The organism is Caulobacter sp. BK020, from assembly GCF_004342605.1.
Taxonomy (GTDB): Bacteria; Pseudomonadota; Alphaproteobacteria; order Caulobacterales; family Caulobacteraceae; genus Caulobacter.
Map to the genome: position 1 here is coordinate 69620 of NZ_SLZL01000010.1, position 17298 is coordinate 86917.

Annotated in this window: 19 protein-coding genes; 10 read left to right on the plus strand and 9 right to left on the minus strand. The window is 70.7% G+C overall.

Annotation, left to right across the window (positions count from 1 at the left end; genetic code table 11):
• Positions 1-24 precede the first annotated feature (24 nt).
• Both EV278_RS13905 and EV278_RS13910 read right to left on the minus strand, forming a co-directional pair.
• On the minus strand, positions 25-1464 hold the full coding sequence (locus EV278_RS13905; protein WP_132092348.1) for an aldehyde dehydrogenase family protein: 1440 nt from the start codon (positions 1462-1464) through the stop codon (positions 25-27).
• A gap of 117 nt (positions 1465-1581) precedes the next feature.
• Complete coding sequence (locus EV278_RS13910; protein WP_132092351.1) at positions 1582-2052, minus strand: NUDIX domain-containing protein; 471 nt, start codon at positions 2050-2052, stop codon at positions 1582-1584.
• On the opposite strand from EV278_RS13910, the gene EV278_RS13915 reads away from it, so the two are divergent.
• From EV278_RS13915 to EV278_RS13940, 6 genes are all read left to right on the plus strand, one after another.
• Complete coding sequence (locus EV278_RS13915) at positions 2051-2269, plus strand: hypothetical protein (RefSeq protein WP_132092354.1); 219 nt, start codon at positions 2051-2053, stop codon at positions 2267-2269. The two genes, EV278_RS13910 and EV278_RS13915, sit on opposite strands and share 2 nt — an antisense overlap.
• 4 nt (positions 2270-2273) lie before the next feature.
• Positions 2274-3026 (plus strand): SDR family oxidoreductase, encoded by a 753-nt coding sequence (locus EV278_RS13920; protein WP_132092357.1) that lies wholly within the window; start codon positions 2274-2276, stop codon positions 3024-3026.
• Between the two features lie 23 nt (positions 3027-3049).
• Positions 3050-3448 (plus strand): dihydroneopterin aldolase, encoded by a 399-nt coding sequence (folB, locus tag EV278_RS13925; protein WP_132092760.1) that lies wholly within the window; start codon positions 3050-3052, stop codon positions 3446-3448.
• A gap of 10 nt (positions 3449-3458) precedes the next feature.
• The gene (locus EV278_RS13930) at positions 3459-4022 is read left to right on the plus strand and encodes a hypothetical protein (RefSeq protein WP_132092360.1); all 564 of its coding nucleotides are present in this window, start codon (positions 3459-3461) and stop codon (positions 4020-4022) included.
• A 63-nt stretch (positions 4023-4085) separates the two neighbouring features.
• A complete protein-coding gene (locus EV278_RS13935) occupies positions 4086-4463 on the plus strand; it encodes a hypothetical protein (RefSeq protein WP_132092363.1) in 378 nt (125 codons plus the stop codon).
• Complete coding sequence (locus EV278_RS13940) at positions 4463-4867, plus strand: hypothetical protein (protein ID WP_132092366.1); 405 nt, start codon at positions 4463-4465, stop codon at positions 4865-4867. Before EV278_RS13935 ends, EV278_RS13940 begins: the two co-directional genes overlap by 1 nt.
• Before the next feature lie 77 nt (positions 4868-4944).
• On the opposite strand, the gene EV278_RS13945 is transcribed toward EV278_RS13940, so the two are convergent.
• Positions 4945-5832: a branched-chain amino acid aminotransferase gene (locus tag EV278_RS13945; RefSeq protein ID WP_132092369.1), complete on the minus strand. Its 888-nt coding sequence runs from the start codon at positions 5830-5832 to the stop codon at positions 4945-4947.
• Positions 5833-5960: 128 nt separating this feature from the next.
• Between EV278_RS13945 and EV278_RS13950 the strand changes: the two genes are divergently transcribed.
• The 3 genes from EV278_RS13950 (at position 5961) to EV278_RS13960 (ending at position 8633) form a co-directional block, all read left to right on the plus strand.
• A complete protein-coding gene (locus tag EV278_RS13950) occupies positions 5961-6455 on the plus strand; it encodes a helix-turn-helix domain-containing protein (protein ID WP_132092372.1) in 495 nt (164 codons plus the stop codon).
• Entirely contained in the window at positions 6452-7153 is a 702-nt protein-coding gene (locus EV278_RS13955; protein WP_132092375.1) for a response regulator, read from the plus strand. The genes EV278_RS13950 and EV278_RS13955 overlap by 4 nt, the downstream gene beginning before the upstream one ends.
• Before the next feature lie 127 nt (positions 7154-7280).
• Positions 7281-8633, plus strand: coding sequence for an ATP-binding protein (locus EV278_RS13960; RefSeq protein WP_132092378.1), 1353 nt, complete (start codon positions 7281-7283; stop codon positions 8631-8633).
• Positions 8634-8677: 44 nt separating this feature from the next.
• On the opposite strand, the gene EV278_RS13965 is transcribed toward EV278_RS13960, so the two are convergent.
• The 6 genes from EV278_RS13965 to EV278_RS13990 all read right to left on the minus strand — a co-directional run bounded on the left by EV278_RS13965 (position 8678) and on the right by EV278_RS13990 (position 15919).
• Positions 8678-10219 (minus strand): acetolactate synthase large subunit, encoded by a 1542-nt coding sequence (locus EV278_RS13965; RefSeq protein ID WP_132092381.1) that lies wholly within the window; start codon positions 10217-10219, stop codon positions 8678-8680.
• Between the two features lie 178 nt (positions 10220-10397).
• Positions 10398-12215: a feruloyl-CoA synthase gene (locus tag EV278_RS13970; protein ID WP_132092384.1), complete on the minus strand. Its 1818-nt coding sequence runs from the start codon at positions 12213-12215 to the stop codon at positions 10398-10400.
• A gap of 24 nt (positions 12216-12239) precedes the next feature.
• Positions 12240-13520, minus strand: a complete 1281-nt coding sequence (locus EV278_RS13975) for a DUF6596 domain-containing protein (RefSeq protein WP_132092387.1) — start codon at positions 13518-13520, stop codon at positions 12240-12242.
• A gap of 5 nt (positions 13521-13525) precedes the next feature.
• Positions 13526-13879, minus strand: a complete 354-nt coding sequence (locus EV278_RS13980; RefSeq protein ID WP_132092390.1) for a YciI family protein — start codon at positions 13877-13879, stop codon at positions 13526-13528.
• A 123-nt stretch (positions 13880-14002) separates the two neighbouring features.
• Positions 14003-14359, minus strand: a complete 357-nt coding sequence (locus tag EV278_RS13985; protein WP_165916647.1) for a YciI family protein — start codon at positions 14357-14359, stop codon at positions 14003-14005.
• Between the two features lie 225 nt (positions 14360-14584).
• A complete protein-coding gene (locus EV278_RS13990) occupies positions 14585-15919 on the minus strand; it encodes a dihydroorotase (protein ID WP_132092396.1) in 1335 nt (444 codons plus the stop codon).
• A gap of 141 nt (positions 15920-16060) precedes the next feature.
• Between EV278_RS13990 and pip the strand changes: the two genes are divergently transcribed.
• Positions 16061-17146, plus strand: a complete 1086-nt coding sequence (gene pip, locus EV278_RS13995) for a prolyl aminopeptidase (RefSeq protein ID WP_132092399.1) — start codon at positions 16061-16063, stop codon at positions 17144-17146.
• Positions 17147-17298 lie beyond the last annotated feature (152 nt).

Here is a 17298-nt window from a genome sequence, read left to right on the forward strand (position 1 = left end):
GGCTCCGGATCGCGATGAGGCGTTCTACTCCGCCGCCTGCCTGGCCGAATAGCCCAGCACGGCCTTGGTCTCCAGGAACTCGCCGAACGCGTGGTCGCCCCATTCGCGGCCGTTGCCGCTCATCTTGTAGCCGCCGAACGGGGCCATCAGGTCGGGGCCGGCGCCGTTCAGGATCACCTGGCCGGCCCGCAGCTTCGAGGCCACCGCGCGCACCTGGTCCTGGTCGGCGCCCGAGACATAGGCGGCCAGGCCGTATTCGGTGTCGTTGCCGATCTCGACCGCCTGGTCCACGCCGTCATAGCCGAGGATGGCCAGCACCGGACCGAAGATCTCTTCCTTGGCGATGGTCATGTCCGAGGTGACGTTGGCGAACACGGTCGGCTTGACGTAGTAGCCGGTCTCCAGCCCTTCCGGCTTGCCCGGACCGCCGGCGACCAGGGTCGCGCCCTCGTCGACGCCCTTCTGGATCAGGCCCTGGATCTTGTTCCACTGCACTTCGGAGACCACGGGCCCGAGCTTGGAATTGCCGTTCGGGTCGCCCACCGTGTGGGCCTCGGCGGCGGCCTTGGCGATGGCGATCACCTCGTCCATGCGCTTTTGCGGGACCAGCATCCGGGTCGGAGCGTTGCACGACTGGCCCGAGTTCATCATCACCGAGGCCACGCCGCCGCCGACGGCCTTCTGGAAGTCGGCGTCGTCGAGGATGATGTTGGGGCTCTTGCCGCCCAGCTCCTGGTGCACGCGCTTGACGGTCGGAGCGGCGTTGCGGGCCACCTCGATCCCGGCCCGGGTCGAGCCGGTGAACGAGACCATGTCCACCTCGGGGTGCGAGCTCAGCGCCGCGCCCACCGTCGGTCCGTCGCCGTTGACCAGGTTGTAGACCCCGGCCGGCACGCCGGCGGCGGCCAGGATCTCGGTCCAGACCCAGGCCGAGAACGGGGCCACTTCCGAGGGCTTGAGCACCATGGTGCAGCCGGTGGCCAGGGCCGGCGCGACCTTGCAGGCGATCTGGTTGATCGGCCAGTTCCACGGCGTGATGAAGGCGCAGACCCCGATCGGTTCCTTGACCAGCCGGGTCGTGCCGCGATCCTCCTCGAAGCGATAGTCCTTCAGCACCTGCAGGGCGGTCTGGACGTGGGCGATCCCCATGGCCGCCTGGGCCCGCTGGGCCAGCCACGACGGGGCGCCCATCTCCTCGGTGATGGCCTTGGCCATGTCCTCGAAGCGCTTCTGATATTCGGCGATGATCCGCTCGAGCAGGTCGACGCGCTCTTCGCGGCTCGTCTGGGAGTAGCTGGCGAAGGCCTTGCGGGCGGCGCGGACCGCGAGATCGACATCCTCGGCCGCGCCCAGCGTCACCCGGCCGGCGACGGCCTCGGTGGCGGGATTGATCACGTCCACCGTGGTGGAACCCTTGGGCTCGACCCACTGACCGTCGATGTAGAACTTCAGGTAGTCGCGCATGCCGTGCTCCTCCGGGCTGGGGCGGTTCACGTCCGGACGGACGGCGGCCCTCGTTCAAACATCCATTTTAATGATCATTGATCACTGGGGAAGGGGCGATCGTCGGCCGCCCTCGCGTCACCACATGGGATCGCGGTCGGCGGCGTGGAAGACCTCGGCGATCCGCTGGCGATTGCCCGGGGTAACCTCGGCCGGCAAGGCGTCGGGCGCGAACCAGCCGACCCGGTGGATCTCGCCCTGGGCGCTGGCGGCGCAGGGCTCCCAGGCGTGGACGCGGTAGACCAGCACGTGGTCCCCCGGATGGCGCGGCTCGTTGCTGTGGACCGAGACCAGGGTCGGCCGCCCCAGCACGCGCACGCCGGCCTCCTCCTGCAGCTCGCGGATCACCGCCGTCTCCGCCGTCTCGCCGCGCTCGACCCCGCCGCCCGGCAGGTGCCAGCCATGGACATAGGTATGCTCGATCAGCAGCACTCGCCCCTCGGCGTCGGTGACCACGCCGCGCACCCCCAGCGTCAGGCCCCGCCGCCAGCGGAACCAGGCATAGACCAAGGGACGGGTGAAAGGTTCGACGCGACGACGCCAGAGCATGACGCAAGCGTACGGCCTGGTCCTTCCTCTGTCATCCGGCGATCCGGACGAGCTTTGGCGGTCGCCAGCCTTGCGGCGAGCCTCGCCCCCCGTTAAAGCCGGCATTGTCTTTCAATCCGACAACGGACCCACGCTCATGCTCGCGATCGGCGTCATCGCCATTTTCCTGGCGGTCATCCTCGGCCTCAACAAGTTCGAGTTCGGCCGTTTCGACTAAGACCATGACCCGCGGCGCGGCCCTGGTCACCGGCGCCGGCCGCCGGATCGGCCGCGTCCTCGCCCTGGAGGCGGCGCGGGCGGGGTTCGACGTCGCCGTCCACTACCGCACGGGCCGCGCCGACGCCCAGGCCGTGGCCGACGAGGTCGCCGCCTTGGGTCGCCGCGCCGTCGTCCTCGACGCCGAACTGGCGGACGAAGCCCAGACCGCCGCCCTGATCCCGCGCATCGCCCAGGCCCTGGGCCCTGTCACCCTGCTGGTCAACAGCGCCTCGACCTTCGAGGACGACCGCCTGGCCACCGCGACGCGCGAAAGCTGGGACGCGCATCTGGACGCCAACCTGCGGGCCCCGGTCGTCCTGGCCCAGGCCTTCGCCGCCGCCCTGCCCGCCGAGGAGCCAGGCCAGATCGTCAACATCGTCGACCAGCGCGTCCTGCGGCCCAATCCGCAGTTCTTCAGCTACAGCCTGTCCAAGGCCGGCCTGTGGTGGGTCACCCGGACCATGGCCCAGGACCTGGCGCCGCGCATCCGCGTCAACGCCATCGGCCCCGGTCCGACCCTGGCCTCGACGCACCAGGCGCCCGGCGAGTTCGAGCGCGAGGCCGCCGGCACGCCGCTGGAACGGGCCGTTTCGCCGGACGACATCGCCGCGGCCCTGCGCTACCTCATTGACGCCAAGGCGGTCACGGGCCAGATGATCGCGGTCGACGCGGGTCAGCATCTGGGCTGGCGCACGCCGGACATCATCGGTTCCTGAGAGTCGCCGTGGCCGCCCAACCCCTGACCAACGCTCCGAACACGGCTCCCCAGCCGACGCCGGCCCGGGTGATCGTCACCAAGGTGTTCGTGCGCGGCCTGAAGGTCGACGCCTGGATCGGGGTCTACGACCACGAGCACGGCCGCCAGCAGCCCCTGGTCATTGACGTCGAGCTGGATGTCGCCGCCAGCCACTGCGAAGCGCTGGGCGACACCGTCAACTACGAGACCATCCTGCAGGCCGCGCAAGCCATCGCCGCCGAGGGCCATATCGATCTGGTCGAGACCTTCGCCGAACGCCTGGCCCAGGCCAGCTTCGCCGACGGCCGCGTGACCCGCGCCCGGGTGCGGGTCGAAAAGCCCCTGGCCCTGGCGCCCCACGCCGCGGCGGCCGGCGTGGAAATCACCGCCGTCCGGGGGTGAGCCGCCGGTCATGAGCGAGCTGTCGCACCGCGCCCGCCTTTCCCCATTCCAACCCGAGACGGTCTGGACGCTGGAGGGCGCGGAGCTGGTCGAGCGCCGGGGACCTCGTGAACAGCGCTTTCCGTTGGCCGGCCTGACAGTCTTCCGCCTGGCCAGGCCGCGTTCCGGCGGTCGCCGCCGGGTGCTGACCCTGAGCTTCGGCCGCCGCAAGACCATCCTGACCGCGCAGAGCTACGTCGGCCCCGGCCGCTTTGACGACCGGCTGGCCAGCTTCTCGCTGCTGGCCCGCGCCGTGGCGGCGGTGGCGGCCGACCTGGCGCCCCGCGCCCGCTTCGAACTGGCCGGCGCCATGGCGCCGCGCGAGGGCCTGACCTGGGTGATGGGCCTGCTGGGCTTCGGCACGGCGGTGATGCTGCTGCTGGCCTTCAGCCCGCACATGGCCGGCATGGCCATCGCCATCGCCGCCCGCCTGGCCTTCCTGCTGATCCTGCTGGCCGCCGCCCTGCCCTGGCTGGGACGCGGCCACGGCCTGGACCCGCACGCCCTTCCCGAGGATCTGCTGCCGGGCGGCTAGACGCCGTCCAGCCTGACAGGACCTTCATTTGCGTTGGTCGCCGTTTTTCGCGACCATCGTTCCATGACCCAGACCGACCCTGCTCCCGATCCCGCCGTCCCGCCCGCGCTGCAGGACGACAAGACCATGCCCGTGGTGGTCTACGCCCTCTATCTAGCCGCCCTGGTCTCGGCCGGCATGACCTCGGTGGTCGGGGTGATCCTGGCCTATGTCAGCAAGGGCGCCGCGCCCGAGTGGATCCAGAGCCACTACGTCTTCCAGATCCGCACCTTCTGGCTGTCGCTGCTGTTCGGCCTGATCGGTCTTGTGCTGACGCCGGTGGGAATCGGCTTCGTGATCCTGCCGGCGGTCGGCATCTGGGTGGCGGTGCGATGCATCCTCGGCCTGTCCTGGCTGTTGAAGACCCAGGCCTATCCCACGCCGCGCAACTGGATGATCTGATGAGCGACGCCGCCCCCACCGCCCCCGACCGCGCCGAGGAGGACAAGGTCCTGCCGATCGTGGTCTACGCCCTGTACCTGCTGGGCTTCACCAACGGCCTGACCTTCCTGGCCGGTCTGATCGTCGCCTACCTCAACCGCGAGACCGCCGGGCCGATCAACGCCAGCCACTACACCTTCGCGATCCGCACCTTCTGGCTGTCGATCTGGTGGTTCCTGATCGGCCTGGCCCTGTTCCTGGTCGGCCTGGCCCTGGCGGTGCTGCTGATCGGCATCCCGATGCTGATCGTCGGCGGCGCGATCATGGGCGCGATCGGCGTGTTTTTCGTGGTCCGCTGCATCATGGGGTTGGTCTATCTGCTGAAGGGCGAGGCCTATCCCAGACCCCTGACCTGGCTGGTCTGACGCCAGCGTCCAGACACAAAAAAATCCCGGAGCGCCAGGCGCTCCGGGATTTTCAATTCAACGCTGGAACCCGGCCCTCAGGCCGCCACCAGCTCCCGCCGCACCAGGCGGGCATATTCGTCCATCAGAGACAACGACAGCGCGCCCGGGGTGAACCGGAACTCGCCGATCTCCGACACCGGGGTGACCTCGGCGGCGGTGCCGACGATGAAGCACTCGGTGAAGCTCGCCAGTTCCGACTTCTCGATATGGCGCTCGACCACCTCGATTCCGCGCTGGCGCGCGATCTGGATCACCGTCTGGCGGGTGATGCCGTTCAGGATGCAGTCCGGGGTCGGGGTGTGCAGCACGCCGTCCTTGACGAAGAACACATTGGCCCCGGTCGCCTCGGCGATATAGCCGCGATAGTCGACCATCATCGCGTCGGCGTAGCCGTCCTTCTCGGCGGCGTGCTTGGAGATGGTGCAGATCATGTAGAGCCCGGCCGCCTTGGCGGCGGTCGGGATGGTGTTCGGGGCCGGGCGGTCGTACTTGGCCCAGGTCAGGCGGATGCCCTTGGCCTTGGTCGCCGGGTCGAAATAGCTGGGCCATTCCCATACGGCGATGGCCACGTGGATCCTGGTCTGCTGGGCCGAGACGCCGATCATCTCGCTGCCGCGCCAGGCGATGGGCCGGACATAGCAGTCGGTCAGGCCGTTCTTGGCGGCGGTCGCCTTGCACGCCTCGTCGATCTGCTCCACCGTGTAGGGGATCTTGAAATCGAGGATTTCGGCCGATTTGAACAGGCGCTCGGTATGCTCGGTCAGCTTGAAGATCTCGCCGCCGTACATCCGCTCGCCTTCGAACACCGACGAGGCGTAATGTAGGCCGTGGGTCAATACGTGCACCTTCGCGTCCCGCCAGGCGACGAACTGGCCGTCGAGCCAGATCCAACCATCGCGATCATCGAAGGGAACGAGAGACATCGGTCAAAGACCTCCTTATTTGGAACCCGGTTCTTAGACGCTCCGAGCCGCGGAAGGTCAAATAAAATGGACGCAAGCTGATGGCTGGGCCGCTTTCATCGGGACCACCCGGGGGCCCGACCGCAGGGATGTCCGGCGGCTCGACCGATCCGCGCCTGATCCTCGGCGAGGAACAGCTGGACGGCGGGCTGGAGCTGCTGCTGCTGGCCGAGGCGGGCCTGTGGGCGGCGGTCGATGCGGCCCTTGAGGGCGAAGGTCCGGGCCTGGGCCGCTCGCACTGGCGGGCCGCCTTCCTGCTGCGCCGCCGGCCGGGTCTCGGGGTGCAGGACCTTTCGAAACTGACCAGCCTGTCCAAGCAGGCGGCCAGCAAGACCCTGGCCGACCTGCAGCGGCTGAACCTGGCGCAGAAGGCGGCCGGCGACCTGGACGCCCGTCGTCGCCCCGCCGAGCTGACCCCCGAGGGGATGGCCTTCGAATACAGGGTGGCCGAGCGCCTGCGCACCCTGCTGGGCCGCGCCTACCGCACCGGCGGCCTGGACGGGGTGGCGGGCGCGCGCCGGATCCTGGCCGCCCTGGCCGGACCGCGCCAGGGCGTCGGCCTCAATCGTCGGGATGCGCTATGACGCCGGAAGAACGCGCGGACCGCCACCTGCTGGTCGTCGACGACGACGACCGCATCCGCACCCTGCTCAAGGAATTCCTGACCCGCGCCGGCTTTCGCGTCAGCGCCGCGGCCGACGCCGCCCACGCCGACCGGCTGACCGGATCCATGGACTTCGACCTGCTGGTGCTGGACGTGATGATGCCCGGCGAGGACGGCTTTTCGTTCACCAAGCGGCTGCGGGCCCGGGGCGGCGAGGCCGGCCAGACGCCGATCCTGATGCTGACCGCCCGCGACCAGACCAGCGACCGGATCGAGGGCCTGACCCACGGAGCCGACGACTACCTGGCCAAGCCTTTCGAACCTCGAGAACTTCTGCTGCGCATCGAGTCGATCCTGCGCCGGTCGGCGCCCAAGCCGTCGGGTCCTCGCGCCATCAGCCTGGGCGACTGCGCCTTCGAGCCGGAGCGCGGCGAACTGACCCGGAACGGCGAGCCGATCCGCCTGACCGAGGCCGAGGTCGCCCTGCTGCGCCGCCTGGCCAAGGCGGCCCACGCTCCCGTCGACCGCCTGGAGCTGGCCCGCGACACGGTCGACGCCACCGGCCGCGCCGTAGACGTCCAGGTCACCCGCCTGCGCCGCAAGATCGAGCCCGACCCGAAGAACCCGCGCTACCTGCAGACGGTGCGCGGGATCGGCTATCGGCTGGCGCCCGATTGATGGGTGCGGCGAAGACCCCCTCAGTCGGCTTCGCCGACAGCTCCCCCGAAGGGGGAGCATCCGCGCGGCGTAGCTCCTCCCCCCTTGGGGGAGGTGGTCCGAAGGGCCGGAGGGGGCCCCTCCGGCCATGATGCGCCTCCGCGCCCGGCTGCACATCCCCCGTCCGATCAAGCGCTGGCTGCCGAGCTCGCTGTTCGGCCGTAGCTTGCTGATCATCGTCCTGCCGGTGGCGGTGATGCAGATCGCCGTCACCTGGGCGTTCTTCGACGCCCATTGGGACACCGTCACCAGCCGCCTGTCGGAGGGCCTGGCCGGCGACGTGGCCTGGGCGGTCGAGAGCTACAAGGACGATCCCTCGCCCGCCGCCCTCGACAAGCTGGCCGAGCGCGCCCAGGACTCGATGGACCTGTCGATCGCGCTGCAGAAGGGCAAGAATCTGCCGGCCGGCAAGCGCAACTCGCTGTTCCGGGTGGTGGACCGCTCGCTGAACCGCGCCCTGTCCGACCGCCTGGACGCGCCGTTCTGGTTCGACGCCAGCGGCGACCACTATCCCGCCCATGTCGACATCCGGGTCAAGGTGCCGCAGGGCGTCCTGCGGATCATCGCCCCGCGCGACCGGGCCTTCGCCACCCAGGGCCACATCTTCATCCTGTGGATCGTCGGAGCCACCCTGCTGCTGACCGCCGTGGCCATCCTGTTCATCCGCAACCAGGTCCGGGCCATCGAGCGGCTGGCCGACGCCGCCGACGCCTTTGGGCGCGGCATCGACCAGGCCGCCTTCAAGCCGCACGGCGCGCGCGAGGTGCGCCAGGCGGCCCAGGCGTTCCTGGCCATGAAGGCCCGCATCCAGCGCCATATCGAGCAGCGCACCGCCCTGCTGGCCAGCGTCAGCCATGATCTGCGCACGCCCCTCACCCGGCTGAAGCTGGAGATCGCCCTGGCCGAGCCCAGTCCGCAGCTGGAGGCCATGGCCCGGGACCTGTCGGAAATGGAGCACATGATCGACGAGTACCTGGCCTTCGCCCGCGGCGAAGGCGGCGAGGAAGCCCGCCAGGTCCTGCTGCGGCCGCTGATCGAGAGCGTGTGCGAGGGCGCGGCCCGGTCGGGGGCCAAGGTCGAGCTGTCGATCGGCGACGACCTGACGGCCATTCTGCGGCCCAACGCCTTCAAGCGGGCCCTGGCCAACCTGATCGACAACGCCGCCGCCCATGGCGAGACCGTGCGGGTCTCGTCCACCGCCGCCCCGGCGGGCGGGGTGTGGATCTTCGTCGACGACGACGGCCCCGGCATCCCGGAGGACCGCCACGAGGAAGCCTTCCGCCCGTTCAACCGCCTGGACGAGTCGCGGAACCAGAACGAGAAGGGCGTCGGGCTGGGCCTGGCCATAGCCCGCGACATGGCCCGGGGCCTGGGCGGGGAGCTGACGCTGCAGAGGTCGCCGATGGGGGGCTTGAGGGCGGTGCTGAGGTTGCCGGGGTAGAGCGTCCGACGAGAATGGGGACAGGTACATGTACCTGTCCCCCGCTACCGCATGGCCGCTTCGATAAGGTGCGGCCCTCCTTCGCCCATGGCCCGGGCCATGGCCGCGTCGAACGTCTCGGCCGTCTCGACCCGCTCGGCGGGCACGCCCAACCCGCTCGCCACCGAGACCCAGTCGATCCGCGGATCGGAGAGATCCAGCAGGCGCGAGGCCGCCGGCCCCGGTTCGCCGCCGCCGGTGCGGCCCATCTCGATGCCCAGGATGCGGTAGGCGTGGTTGGCGAACACCACCACGGTCACGTCCAGCCGCTCGCGGGCGATCGTCCACAGACCCTGCACCGTGTACATCGCTGCGCCGTCGCCGTTCAGGCTCAGCACCTTGCGGTCCGGGCAGGCGACGGCCGCGCCGATGGCGACCGGGATCCCCTGGCCGATCGCCCCGCCGGTCAGGGACAGCCAGTCGTGGGCCCGAGCGTTGCGGGTCTGGGTAAAGATCGGCAAGCCGGCGGTCACCGCGTCGTCGGAGACGATCGCGCCGGCGGGCATGTGGCGGGCGATCGCCGCGCCCATGGCCCAGGCGTCCAGCCTGCCGGCCGGAGCCGGCGGCGGCGCATAGGGCTCGACCGCCCCCGCCGTCGGCGCCTCCAGGGCGTCCGCCAGGGCGCCCAGCGCCGCCGCCGCGTCGGTTCCCCGATCGCAGAGCGCCAGGGTCGCGCAGCCGTCGGGGACCAGCACGCTGGGCCGGTCGGGATAGGCGAAGAACGCTACGGGAACGGTCGTGGCGACCAGCGCCATCAGATCGACGCCCTCCAGGTCCTTCAGGGCCTGCTCGCCGAAATAGGGCAGCTTGTCGGGCCGGAAGCGGCCCTCGCCGCGCGCCTGGCGGGCGGTGAAGGTGTCGGTCAGCACGCGCACGCCGCTGGCCGCGATCCTGCCGGCGGCGGCGATGGCCGCCTCGCCGCACGCGCCGCCTCCCAGCAGCAGGACAGGTTTGGCCGCGGCCTTCAGGGCCTTGGCCACTGTCGCGACGGCGGCCCCATCTGGAGCGCGAAAGCGGAGACGCTCTACCACCGGCCCCGCCACGGCGGTCGCGTTCCAGGCGCTGTCGGCCGGCAGGATCAAGCACGCATTGCCGCCCGGCGCGTCCAGGCTGGCGGCCACGGCCTCGGCGGTCAGCGGCCCGACCGCGTCGGCGCTGTCGGCCGACCTGACCCACAGTGAATTGGGCGCGGCCAGGGCGGCGATGTCGGAGTTCAGCGGCGCGTCGTAGTTGCGATGGTCGACGGCGTGGTCGCCGATGACGTTGACGACCGGGGTGAAGGCCCGGCGGGCGTTGTGCAGGTTTGCCGCGCCGTTGGCGTAGCCGGGACCCAGGTGCAGCAAGGTGCAGGCCGGCGTCCCGGTCATCCGCCCATAGCCGTCGGCGGCGCCCGTCGCCACCCCCTCGAACAGACACAGCACGCTGCGCATGCGCGGCTCGCGGTCGAGCGCCGCGACAAACTGCATCTCGCTGGTGCCGGGATTGGCGAAGCAGGCGGTGACGCCGTTGTCGGCCAGGGTGGTGATCAGGGCGTCGGCGCCGTTCATGGCCTTCTCCGTACCATTCAGACCTTACAAGTCCGCTCATCCCGGCGAAAGCCGGGACCCAAGCTGAGGCGCAGACCAGGCCCGGTCGATCGATCGCCCGTGAAGACCTCCAAGCTCGGCTTGGGTCCCGGCTTTCGCCGGGATGAGCGGAGATTGGGGAATCCCGAACAAATAGCGTTCAGATGAACACCATCACCCCGTCGTCCGGCGCCTCGGCGAACAGCCGCGCCAGCTCCGCCGGCCGCCGCTCCCGGGCCAGGGCCTGGTTGATGTAGCCCTTGTCGGTCAACTCGCCGCAGGCCGCGTCGGGCGCGCCGTCCAGGATCAGGGCGCGGACCACCTTGCCGCCGCCCTTGGCCAGGCCGTTCAGCCGTTCCAGCCCGGCCCGGATCGCCGCCCTCACCGCCTCGGGATCGCCGATCCGCGAGGCCGCCTTGGGGTCCAGGAACAGCATCAGCCCCACGCCCTCGCGTCCCTCGCCGCAGACCACCGCGTCCGACACCGCCCCGGCGATCGCCGAGACCGCGGCCACCCGCAGGGCGCCGGCCGCCACGAACGTGCCGTTGGCCAGCTTGAAATTCTCGACCAGCCGACCGTCGAACACCAGGCCGGCCGACGGGTCCAGCCGGTCGGCCAGCCGGGCCGCGTCGCCCAGCCGGTAGAAGCCGTCCTCGTCGAACGCCGCCGCCGACGCCTCGGGCATGTCCAGATAGCCGGGCGAGACCTGCGGCCCCTTCACCCGGATCTCGAACTTGTCGGCCAAAACGCCGCCTTGGCCGTCGGGAGCCGGGACCAGCTTGACAGCCGTACCCGGCGTGGGGAGGCCGATCATGCCCGAGCGGGCGTTCAGCCAGTGGATGTTGCAGGCCGTGGGGCCGGTCTCGGTGGCCCCATAGCCGGCCGCGAAGGTCACCCGGCAGCCGATGGTGCGCAGGGCCACGGCCTGGACGCGGTCGAGGACCGACTGGGCCATCGCCGCACCGCCATACTGCAGCACCCGCACCTTCTCGAAGAACCTGGCCGCCAGGACCGGATCGCGCTCCAGTTCGCCGACCAGCAGCCCCCAGCCGGCCGGGACCATGTTGTGATAGGTCGTCGCCACCTCGCGCAGGTTGCGCACCGTCTCGTCGAACCGGCCGGCCAGCGGCTGGCCAGCATCAATGTAAAGACTCCCGCCCCGGTGCAGCACCATGTGCAGGATGGCGTTGGCGCCCAGGCTGTGGCTCCACGGCGCGGAATTGACCAGCACCGGCGGGTCGGGATCCTCGTAGCACGCGGCGATCTGGGCGGCGTTCAGGGCGATGTTGGCGTGCGTGCAGATCACCGCCTTGGGCCGGCCCGTCGAGCCCGAGGTCAGCAGCAGCTTGGCGACGTCGTCGGGGCGGCAGACAGGCGGCTGGGGCGGCGAGTCCTGGAGGGACTCGAACCCCAAGTCGCCGCCGCGGGCGCTGCGGCTGGCGATCACCGGCAGGCCGGCCAGGAACGGCGCGGCCAGGGCGTCGCCGAAGGCCTCGGCGTCATCGACATAGACCGCCGCCGGCTTCAGCCGCTCGACCGCGAAGGCCAGGCGGGAGAGGTCCGCGCCGCCCAGGCCGTACTGCGGCGAGACCGGGGCGATCGGCGCGCCCAGGCTCATGGCGGCGTAGCCGATCAACGCGTTGTCTATGCCGTTGCGGGCCAGAATCAGCAGGGGCTTCCCGCGCGACAGGCCCAGCTTCGAAAGACCACCGGCCAGGCGAGCGACCTGGCCGGCGGCTTCGGCGTAGGTCATTGTTCGCCACCCGTCCGCGCCGTCGCCTGGCCTTTCGGCCAGCCAGATACGGTGCGGGGTTTGCGACGCCCAGCGGACCAGCGGCGCGGTCACGGTCTGGACGGTGCTGGAATAGGGCGTGGGATTGCGCAGGATCAGGACGTCGCCGCGCCGCTCGACCTCCAGCGCCCGGGGCGCGTAGCGGGCGTCGCGAAACGGCGCGTGGGTCTCTGACGTCCCATCCATGCCAGGAGTGTTAACTGGAGTTCTTCAGGTGGCAATCCCACCTCTTGATCCGCTCTCGGGCGAGGTCGCCGCCTGCGCCCGCCGCCGCTCCAGCCACGATCTCTCCGCTGGCGCCGGGTCCAAGGCCAGGGCCCGGTCGTAAGCCGACAACGCCTCGCCGCGCCGGCCCAGCCGCGCCAGCAGGTCGGCCCGCACGGCGTGGAACGGGCCGAAGTCGCGGAAGGCGACGGAGTCCAGCCAATCCACCTCGGCCAGGGCCTGGGCTGGCCCCGCCACCTCGGCCACCGCCACGGCGCGGTTCAGCCGCACCACCGCGTCATCGCGCCAGGTCAGCAAGGCGTCGTAGAGGGCCAGCACGGTGGACCAGGGCGCCGGCTCGTCCAGGCTGGCGCGGTCGCACCAGGCCGCGTGGATGGCCGCCTGCAGCTGCCGCGGTCCCGGCCGGCGACAGCGGGCGGCGGCGTGCAGCAGCCGCTCGGCCTCCCGGATCAGCGGTCGCCGCCAGAGGGTCGGGTCCTGTTCGGACAGCGGCGTCATCGTCCCGCCGTCGTCCAGCCGCGCCGGGCGGCGCGCCTCGGCGTAGCGGACCAGGGCGGCGAAGGCCAGGCACTCCGGCTCGTCGGGTAGGAGCTCGGCCAGCACGGCGGTCAGGTCCAGCATCTCCTTGGCGTATCCGGCGTGCTGGCCGGCCCCGGCGGCATCCTCGTGCGCCTTGGCGTAGGCGATCTCCAGGGTCGAGAGCACCGCCCCGATCCGCTCGGGCCAAGCCTCAGGACCGGGAACCTCGAAGGCGACGCCGGCCTCGGCGATCTTGCGCTTGGCCCGCACCAGCCGCTGGGCCAGGGTCGGCTCGGCCACCAGGAAGGCGCGGGCGATCTCCTGGGTGGTCAGGCCGCAGACCAGGCGCAGGGTCAGGGCCGCGCGGGCGTCGGGGGCCACGGCCGGGTGACAGCAGACGAAGATCAGCCGCAGCCGCTCATCCGGGATCAGGCGGGCGTCGTCGATCATGGCCTCCTCCGCGCTGGGCGGCGGCGCGGGTGGATCGGGAACCAGCCGGGTCCGCACGCCGCGCCGCCGCAGCATGTCCAGCGCCCGCCGCTGAGCGACGCTGTAGAGCCAGGCGGCCGGGTCGCGCGGCGCGGCGCCCCCGCCTGCGCTCGTCTGGCTCCAAGCCTGGGCCGCCGCCAGGCAGGCCTCGGCGAAGGCCTCCTCGGCCAGATCCAGGTCGCGGAACCTGGCGGCCAGGGCGGCGATCACCCGCCCGCCGTGGGTCCGCGCGGCTTGGTCGAGAAGGCTCCTGGCCATGGCGGTCAGGTGGTCCCGTCGATCACCGGCCGGACCTCGACCGAGCCGTCCCCCGCCAGCGGCAGCCTCCGAGCCCAGGCCAGAGCTTCGTCCAGGTCGGCCGCCTCGATCAGGTAAAAGCCGCCCAGCTGCTCCTTGCTCTCGGCGAACGGTCCATCGTGCAGGCCGCACTGGCCGGCGGCCCTGCGCACGGTCGTGGCGGTGTTCGTGGTCTTCAGGCCCGCCCCGCCCCGGAGCAGGCCCTTCTCGACCAGCTCGGCCGCGAAGGCCTGGTGCTGGGCGATGATCTCCCGCCAGGCGCGGCCGTTCTCGTCGCGATAGGCGGTCTCGTCCTCATAGATCAGCAAGGCGTATTGCATGGATCGGTCCTCCTCGATGGCCGGTCGGCAAGGGCGCCGCCCGGTCTCGGATCAGAGACGGGCCAGCCTGGCCGGACTCGACATTCGCCCGCAAGTTTTTCGGCGCCCCCCGGTCGGCCGGCCTCAGGCGACCTCGTGCGCGACCGCCCGGACCTCGACCTTGCCGCCCGGGATCTGCGGGATCTTGCGCGCCCAGGCCTCGGCGGCGGCCATGTCCGGCGCCTCGACCAGGTAGAAGCCGGCCAGCTGCTCCTTGGTCTCGGCGAACGGGCCGTCATGGACCAGGCGCCCGTCGGCGGTCTGGGCGATGGTGCGGGCATGCGGGGTGTCGACCAGCCGCGCGCCCAGCCAGGCCATGCCGCTGGCCCGCAGCTCGGCCTGCAGCGCCTCGTGCGCGGCGATGACATCCGGCTTGATCGGATCGGTCTCGGGCCGCGCCCACTCGGCTTCGCTGGAATAGATCATCAGCAGGTACTTCATCGATCCCTCCATCGGCGCACGGCGCGCGCCCTCGCTGGAAGACGCGCGGGGGTGGGAGATTTCGACAGGGGATGGCGAAGAAAGTCGAGGGCGGCGAACCCTTGCCCCCTACGGGTCGCTTCGCGACCCTCTTCCCCCAGAGGGGGAAGAGCCAAGCGCGAAGGCTCCGCCCCCTATGGGGGCGGACAGACCGCGAAGCGGTCAGGTGGGGGCAAGTGGAACCTGCTACCCCGCCAGCGTCTCCAGGAACCGCACCGGCGCGCCCGTTCCTTCCGCCACGATCTCGTCGTCGCGCATGACCACGGTCCCGCGCACGATGGTCGCCACCGGCCAGGCTTTCGCCTCGAAGCCGTCGAACGGAGTCCAGCCCGAGCGGGTGGCCATCCAGTCGTGGGTGATGATGCGCCGGGCCTTCATATCGACGATGGTGAAGTCGGCGTCGAACCCCTCGGCGATGCGGCCCTTGTCGGCCAGGCCGAAGATCCGGTTGACGCCATGGCTGGTCAGGTCGACGAAGCGCTCCAGGGACAGGCGGCCGTCGACCACGTGGGTCAGCATGACCGGAACCAGGGTCTGGACGCCGGGCATTCCCGACGGCGAAGCCGGATAGGGCCTGGCCTTTTCCTCGCGGGTGTGGGGCGCGTGGTCGCTGCCCAGCACGTCGGCGATGCCGGTCTCGATGCCGCGCCAGACCCCCGCCACGTGCTCGGCCGAGCGGATCGGCGGGTTCATCTGGGCGAAGCCCTTCAGCCGCTCATAGGCCTCGGGCGCCACCAGGGTCAGGTGCTGGGGCGTGACCTCGACACTGGCCACGTCCTTGTTCTGGGCCAGGAAGTCGATCTCCTGGTGGGTGGTGACGTGCAGCACGTGGATGCGCTTGCCCAGGCTCTTGGCGATGCGGACCAGGCGCTGCGTCGACTGCAGGGCGGCCTGGGCGTCGCGGACCTCCGGGTGGCTGGTCCAGTCGCCGGGCCGGGCCAGGCTGCGACGCTCGGCCAGGCGGTATTCGTCCTCGGAGTGGAAGGCGGCGCGGCGGTTCACATGCCGCAGCACGTTCTCGACCCCCTCGTCGTCCTGGACCAGCAGGGTGCCGGTCGAGGCGCCCATGAACACCTTGATGCCGCAGCAGCCGGGCAGGCGCTCCAGCTCGCCCAGGAAGGTGGCGTTCTCGTGGGTGCCGCCGACATAGAAGGCATGGTCGGTGTGCATGCGGCCCTTGGCGCGGGCCAGCTTGTCGGCCAGGGCGTCCGGGTCGGTGGTGGTCGGCTCGGTGTTGGGCATCTCGAACACCGCGACCACCCCGCCCAGGGCCGCGCCGCGCGACCCGCTCTCCAGGTCTTCCTTCCACTCCAGCCCCGGCTCGCGGAAGTGGACCTGGCTGTCGATCACGCCCGGCAAGACGGTCAGCCCGGCCGCATCGAAGACCTCGCCGGCCGAGGCCTGTCCAAGGTCGCCGATCGCGACGATCTTGCCGCCGCGCACGCCGATGTCGGTAAAGCCGCGTCCCGCGTGGTTGACCACCTCGCCGCCGCGCACGATCAGGTCGAAGGTCTGGGTCATGGGCGTGGCTCCTGCGGGGGTTCGAGGCGGTCTAGGAGCCCATCCCCAAGGCCGCAAGATTTAAAATGGCCGCTTCCGAGATTGACCGCCGCGCGCGACGGGCGCACCTCCCCGTCGTCTTCCCAGCGCGACGAGGCCCCCATGGACTTTTCCAGACTCCAGACCGGCAGCAAGGTCACGAGCGAGTGGAAATATCCGCAAGCCGCGCCCAACCGCACCGGCATGCTGCCGGTCGACACCGCGCCCGACCACACCCTCTATTGGGAGGAGTACGGCGATCCCGCGGGCGAGCCGGTGATGTTCCTGCATGGCGGGCCGGGCGGGGCCTGCGCGCCGGTCATGTCGCGGTTCTTCGATCCCGCGCGCTACCGGGTGATCCTGTTCGACCAGCGTGGCTGCGGCAAGAGCACGCCGACGGTGGCCTCGCACGGTCCCGAGGTCGCCCTGCTGAAAAACGACACCGACCATCTGGTGGCCGACATCAACCGCCTGCGCGACGCGCTGGGGATCGCCGGGCCGATGCACGTCTTCGGCGGCAGCTGGGGCAGCACCCTGGCCCTGGTCTACGCCATCCGCCACCCCGAGCACGTGGCCTCGCTGATCCTGCGCGGCGTCTTCCTGGGGACGCGCGAGGACCTGCTCTACATGTACCAGGGCAACGCCGCCGTCTTCGACCAGACGCCCTACGCCCTCAGCGAACCGGGCGCCTATGTCGCCTATCCCGACGAGTGGAAAGCCTTCGTCGAGGTCATTCCGCCCGAGCGGCGCGGCGACATGATGGGCGCCTACAAGGCGATCTTCGACGCCAGGCCCGATGACGACGCCGGCCGCCAGGCCCAGCTGCGGGCGGCCCTGGCCTGGTCGGTCTGGGAGGGCGCGATCTCGAACATGATCCCCGAGACCGGCGACCCGGGAAAGTTCGGCGAGGCCGACTTCGCCCTGTGCTTCGCCCAGATCGAGGCCCACTTCTTCGCGCGCGACCTGTTCCTGGAGCCGGACTACATCGCCCGCAAGGTCGACAAGATCGCGCGCCTGCCGATCCACATCGTCCACGGCCGTTTCGACCAGGTCTGCCCCCTGACCCAGGCCTCCCGGCTGGTGGCGGCCCTGGACTCGGTCGGCGCGACGCCGGCGACCTATGTGCGGACCAACGCAGGACACAGCGCGATGGAGGTCCAGACCGTGCTGGCCCTGACGGCGATCATGGACGGGCTGGGGCGGATTTAGAGCATCGCGCGGAAAAGTGGACGCCAGTTTTCCGCAAAAGCGATGCGAAAACAAAATCTAGAGCAGGTCGTGCGATTCCTATATCGCGCGATTTGCTCTAGGGCGGCCAAACACCGCTCATCCCGGCGAAAGCCGGGACCCAAGCGGGACGT

Coding starts and splice junctions, on each gene's coding strand:
- EV278_RS13905 (WP_132092348.1), bottom strand. CDS start 1,464: ATGCGCGACTACCTGAAGTTCTACATCGACGGTCAGTGGGTCGAGCCC.
- EV278_RS13915 (WP_132092354.1), top strand. CDS start 2,051: ATGACGCAAGCGTACGGCCTGGTCCTTCCTCTGTCATCCGGCGATCCG.
- EV278_RS13910 (WP_132092351.1), bottom strand. CDS start 2,052: ATGCTCTGGCGTCGTCGCGTCGAACCTTTCACCCGTCCCTTGGTCTAT.
- EV278_RS13920 (WP_132092357.1), top strand. CDS start 2,274: ATGACCCGCGGCGCGGCCCTGGTCACCGGCGCCGGCCGCCGGATCGGC.
- EV278_RS13930 (WP_132092360.1), top strand. CDS start 3,459: ATGAGCGAGCTGTCGCACCGCGCCCGCCTTTCCCCATTCCAACCCGAG.
- EV278_RS13935 (WP_132092363.1), top strand. CDS start 4,086: ATGACCCAGACCGACCCTGCTCCCGATCCCGCCGTCCCGCCCGCGCTG.
- EV278_RS13940 (WP_132092366.1), top strand. CDS start 4,463: ATGAGCGACGCCGCCCCCACCGCCCCCGACCGCGCCGAGGAGGACAAG.
- EV278_RS13945 (WP_132092369.1), bottom strand. CDS start 5,832: ATGTCTCTCGTTCCCTTCGATGATCGCGATGGTTGGATCTGGCTCGAC.
- EV278_RS13950 (WP_132092372.1), top strand. CDS start 5,961: ATGTCCGGCGGCTCGACCGATCCGCGCCTGATCCTCGGCGAGGAACAG.
- EV278_RS13955 (WP_132092375.1), top strand. CDS start 6,452: ATGACGCCGGAAGAACGCGCGGACCGCCACCTGCTGGTCGTCGACGAC.
- EV278_RS13960 (WP_132092378.1), top strand. CDS start 7,281: ATGATGCGCCTCCGCGCCCGGCTGCACATCCCCCGTCCGATCAAGCGC.
- EV278_RS13965 (WP_132092381.1), bottom strand. CDS start 10,219: ATGAACGGCGCCGACGCCCTGATCACCACCCTGGCCGACAACGGCGTC.
- EV278_RS13970 (WP_132092384.1), bottom strand. CDS start 12,215: ATGGATGGGACGTCAGAGACCCACGCGCCGTTTCGCGACGCCCGCTAC.
- EV278_RS13975 (WP_132092387.1), bottom strand. CDS start 13,520: ATGGCCAGGAGCCTTCTCGACCAAGCCGCGCGGACCCACGGCGGGCGG.
- EV278_RS13980 (WP_132092390.1), bottom strand. CDS start 13,879: ATGCAATACGCCTTGCTGATCTATGAGGACGAGACCGCCTATCGCGAC.
- EV278_RS13985 (WP_165916647.1), bottom strand. CDS start 14,359: ATGAAGTACCTGCTGATGATCTATTCCAGCGAAGCCGAGTGGGCGCGG.
- EV278_RS13990 (WP_132092396.1), bottom strand. CDS start 15,919: ATGACCCAGACCTTCGACCTGATCGTGCGCGGCGGCGAGGTGGTCAAC.
- pip (WP_132092399.1), top strand. CDS start 16,061: ATGGACTTTTCCAGACTCCAGACCGGCAGCAAGGTCACGAGCGAGTGG.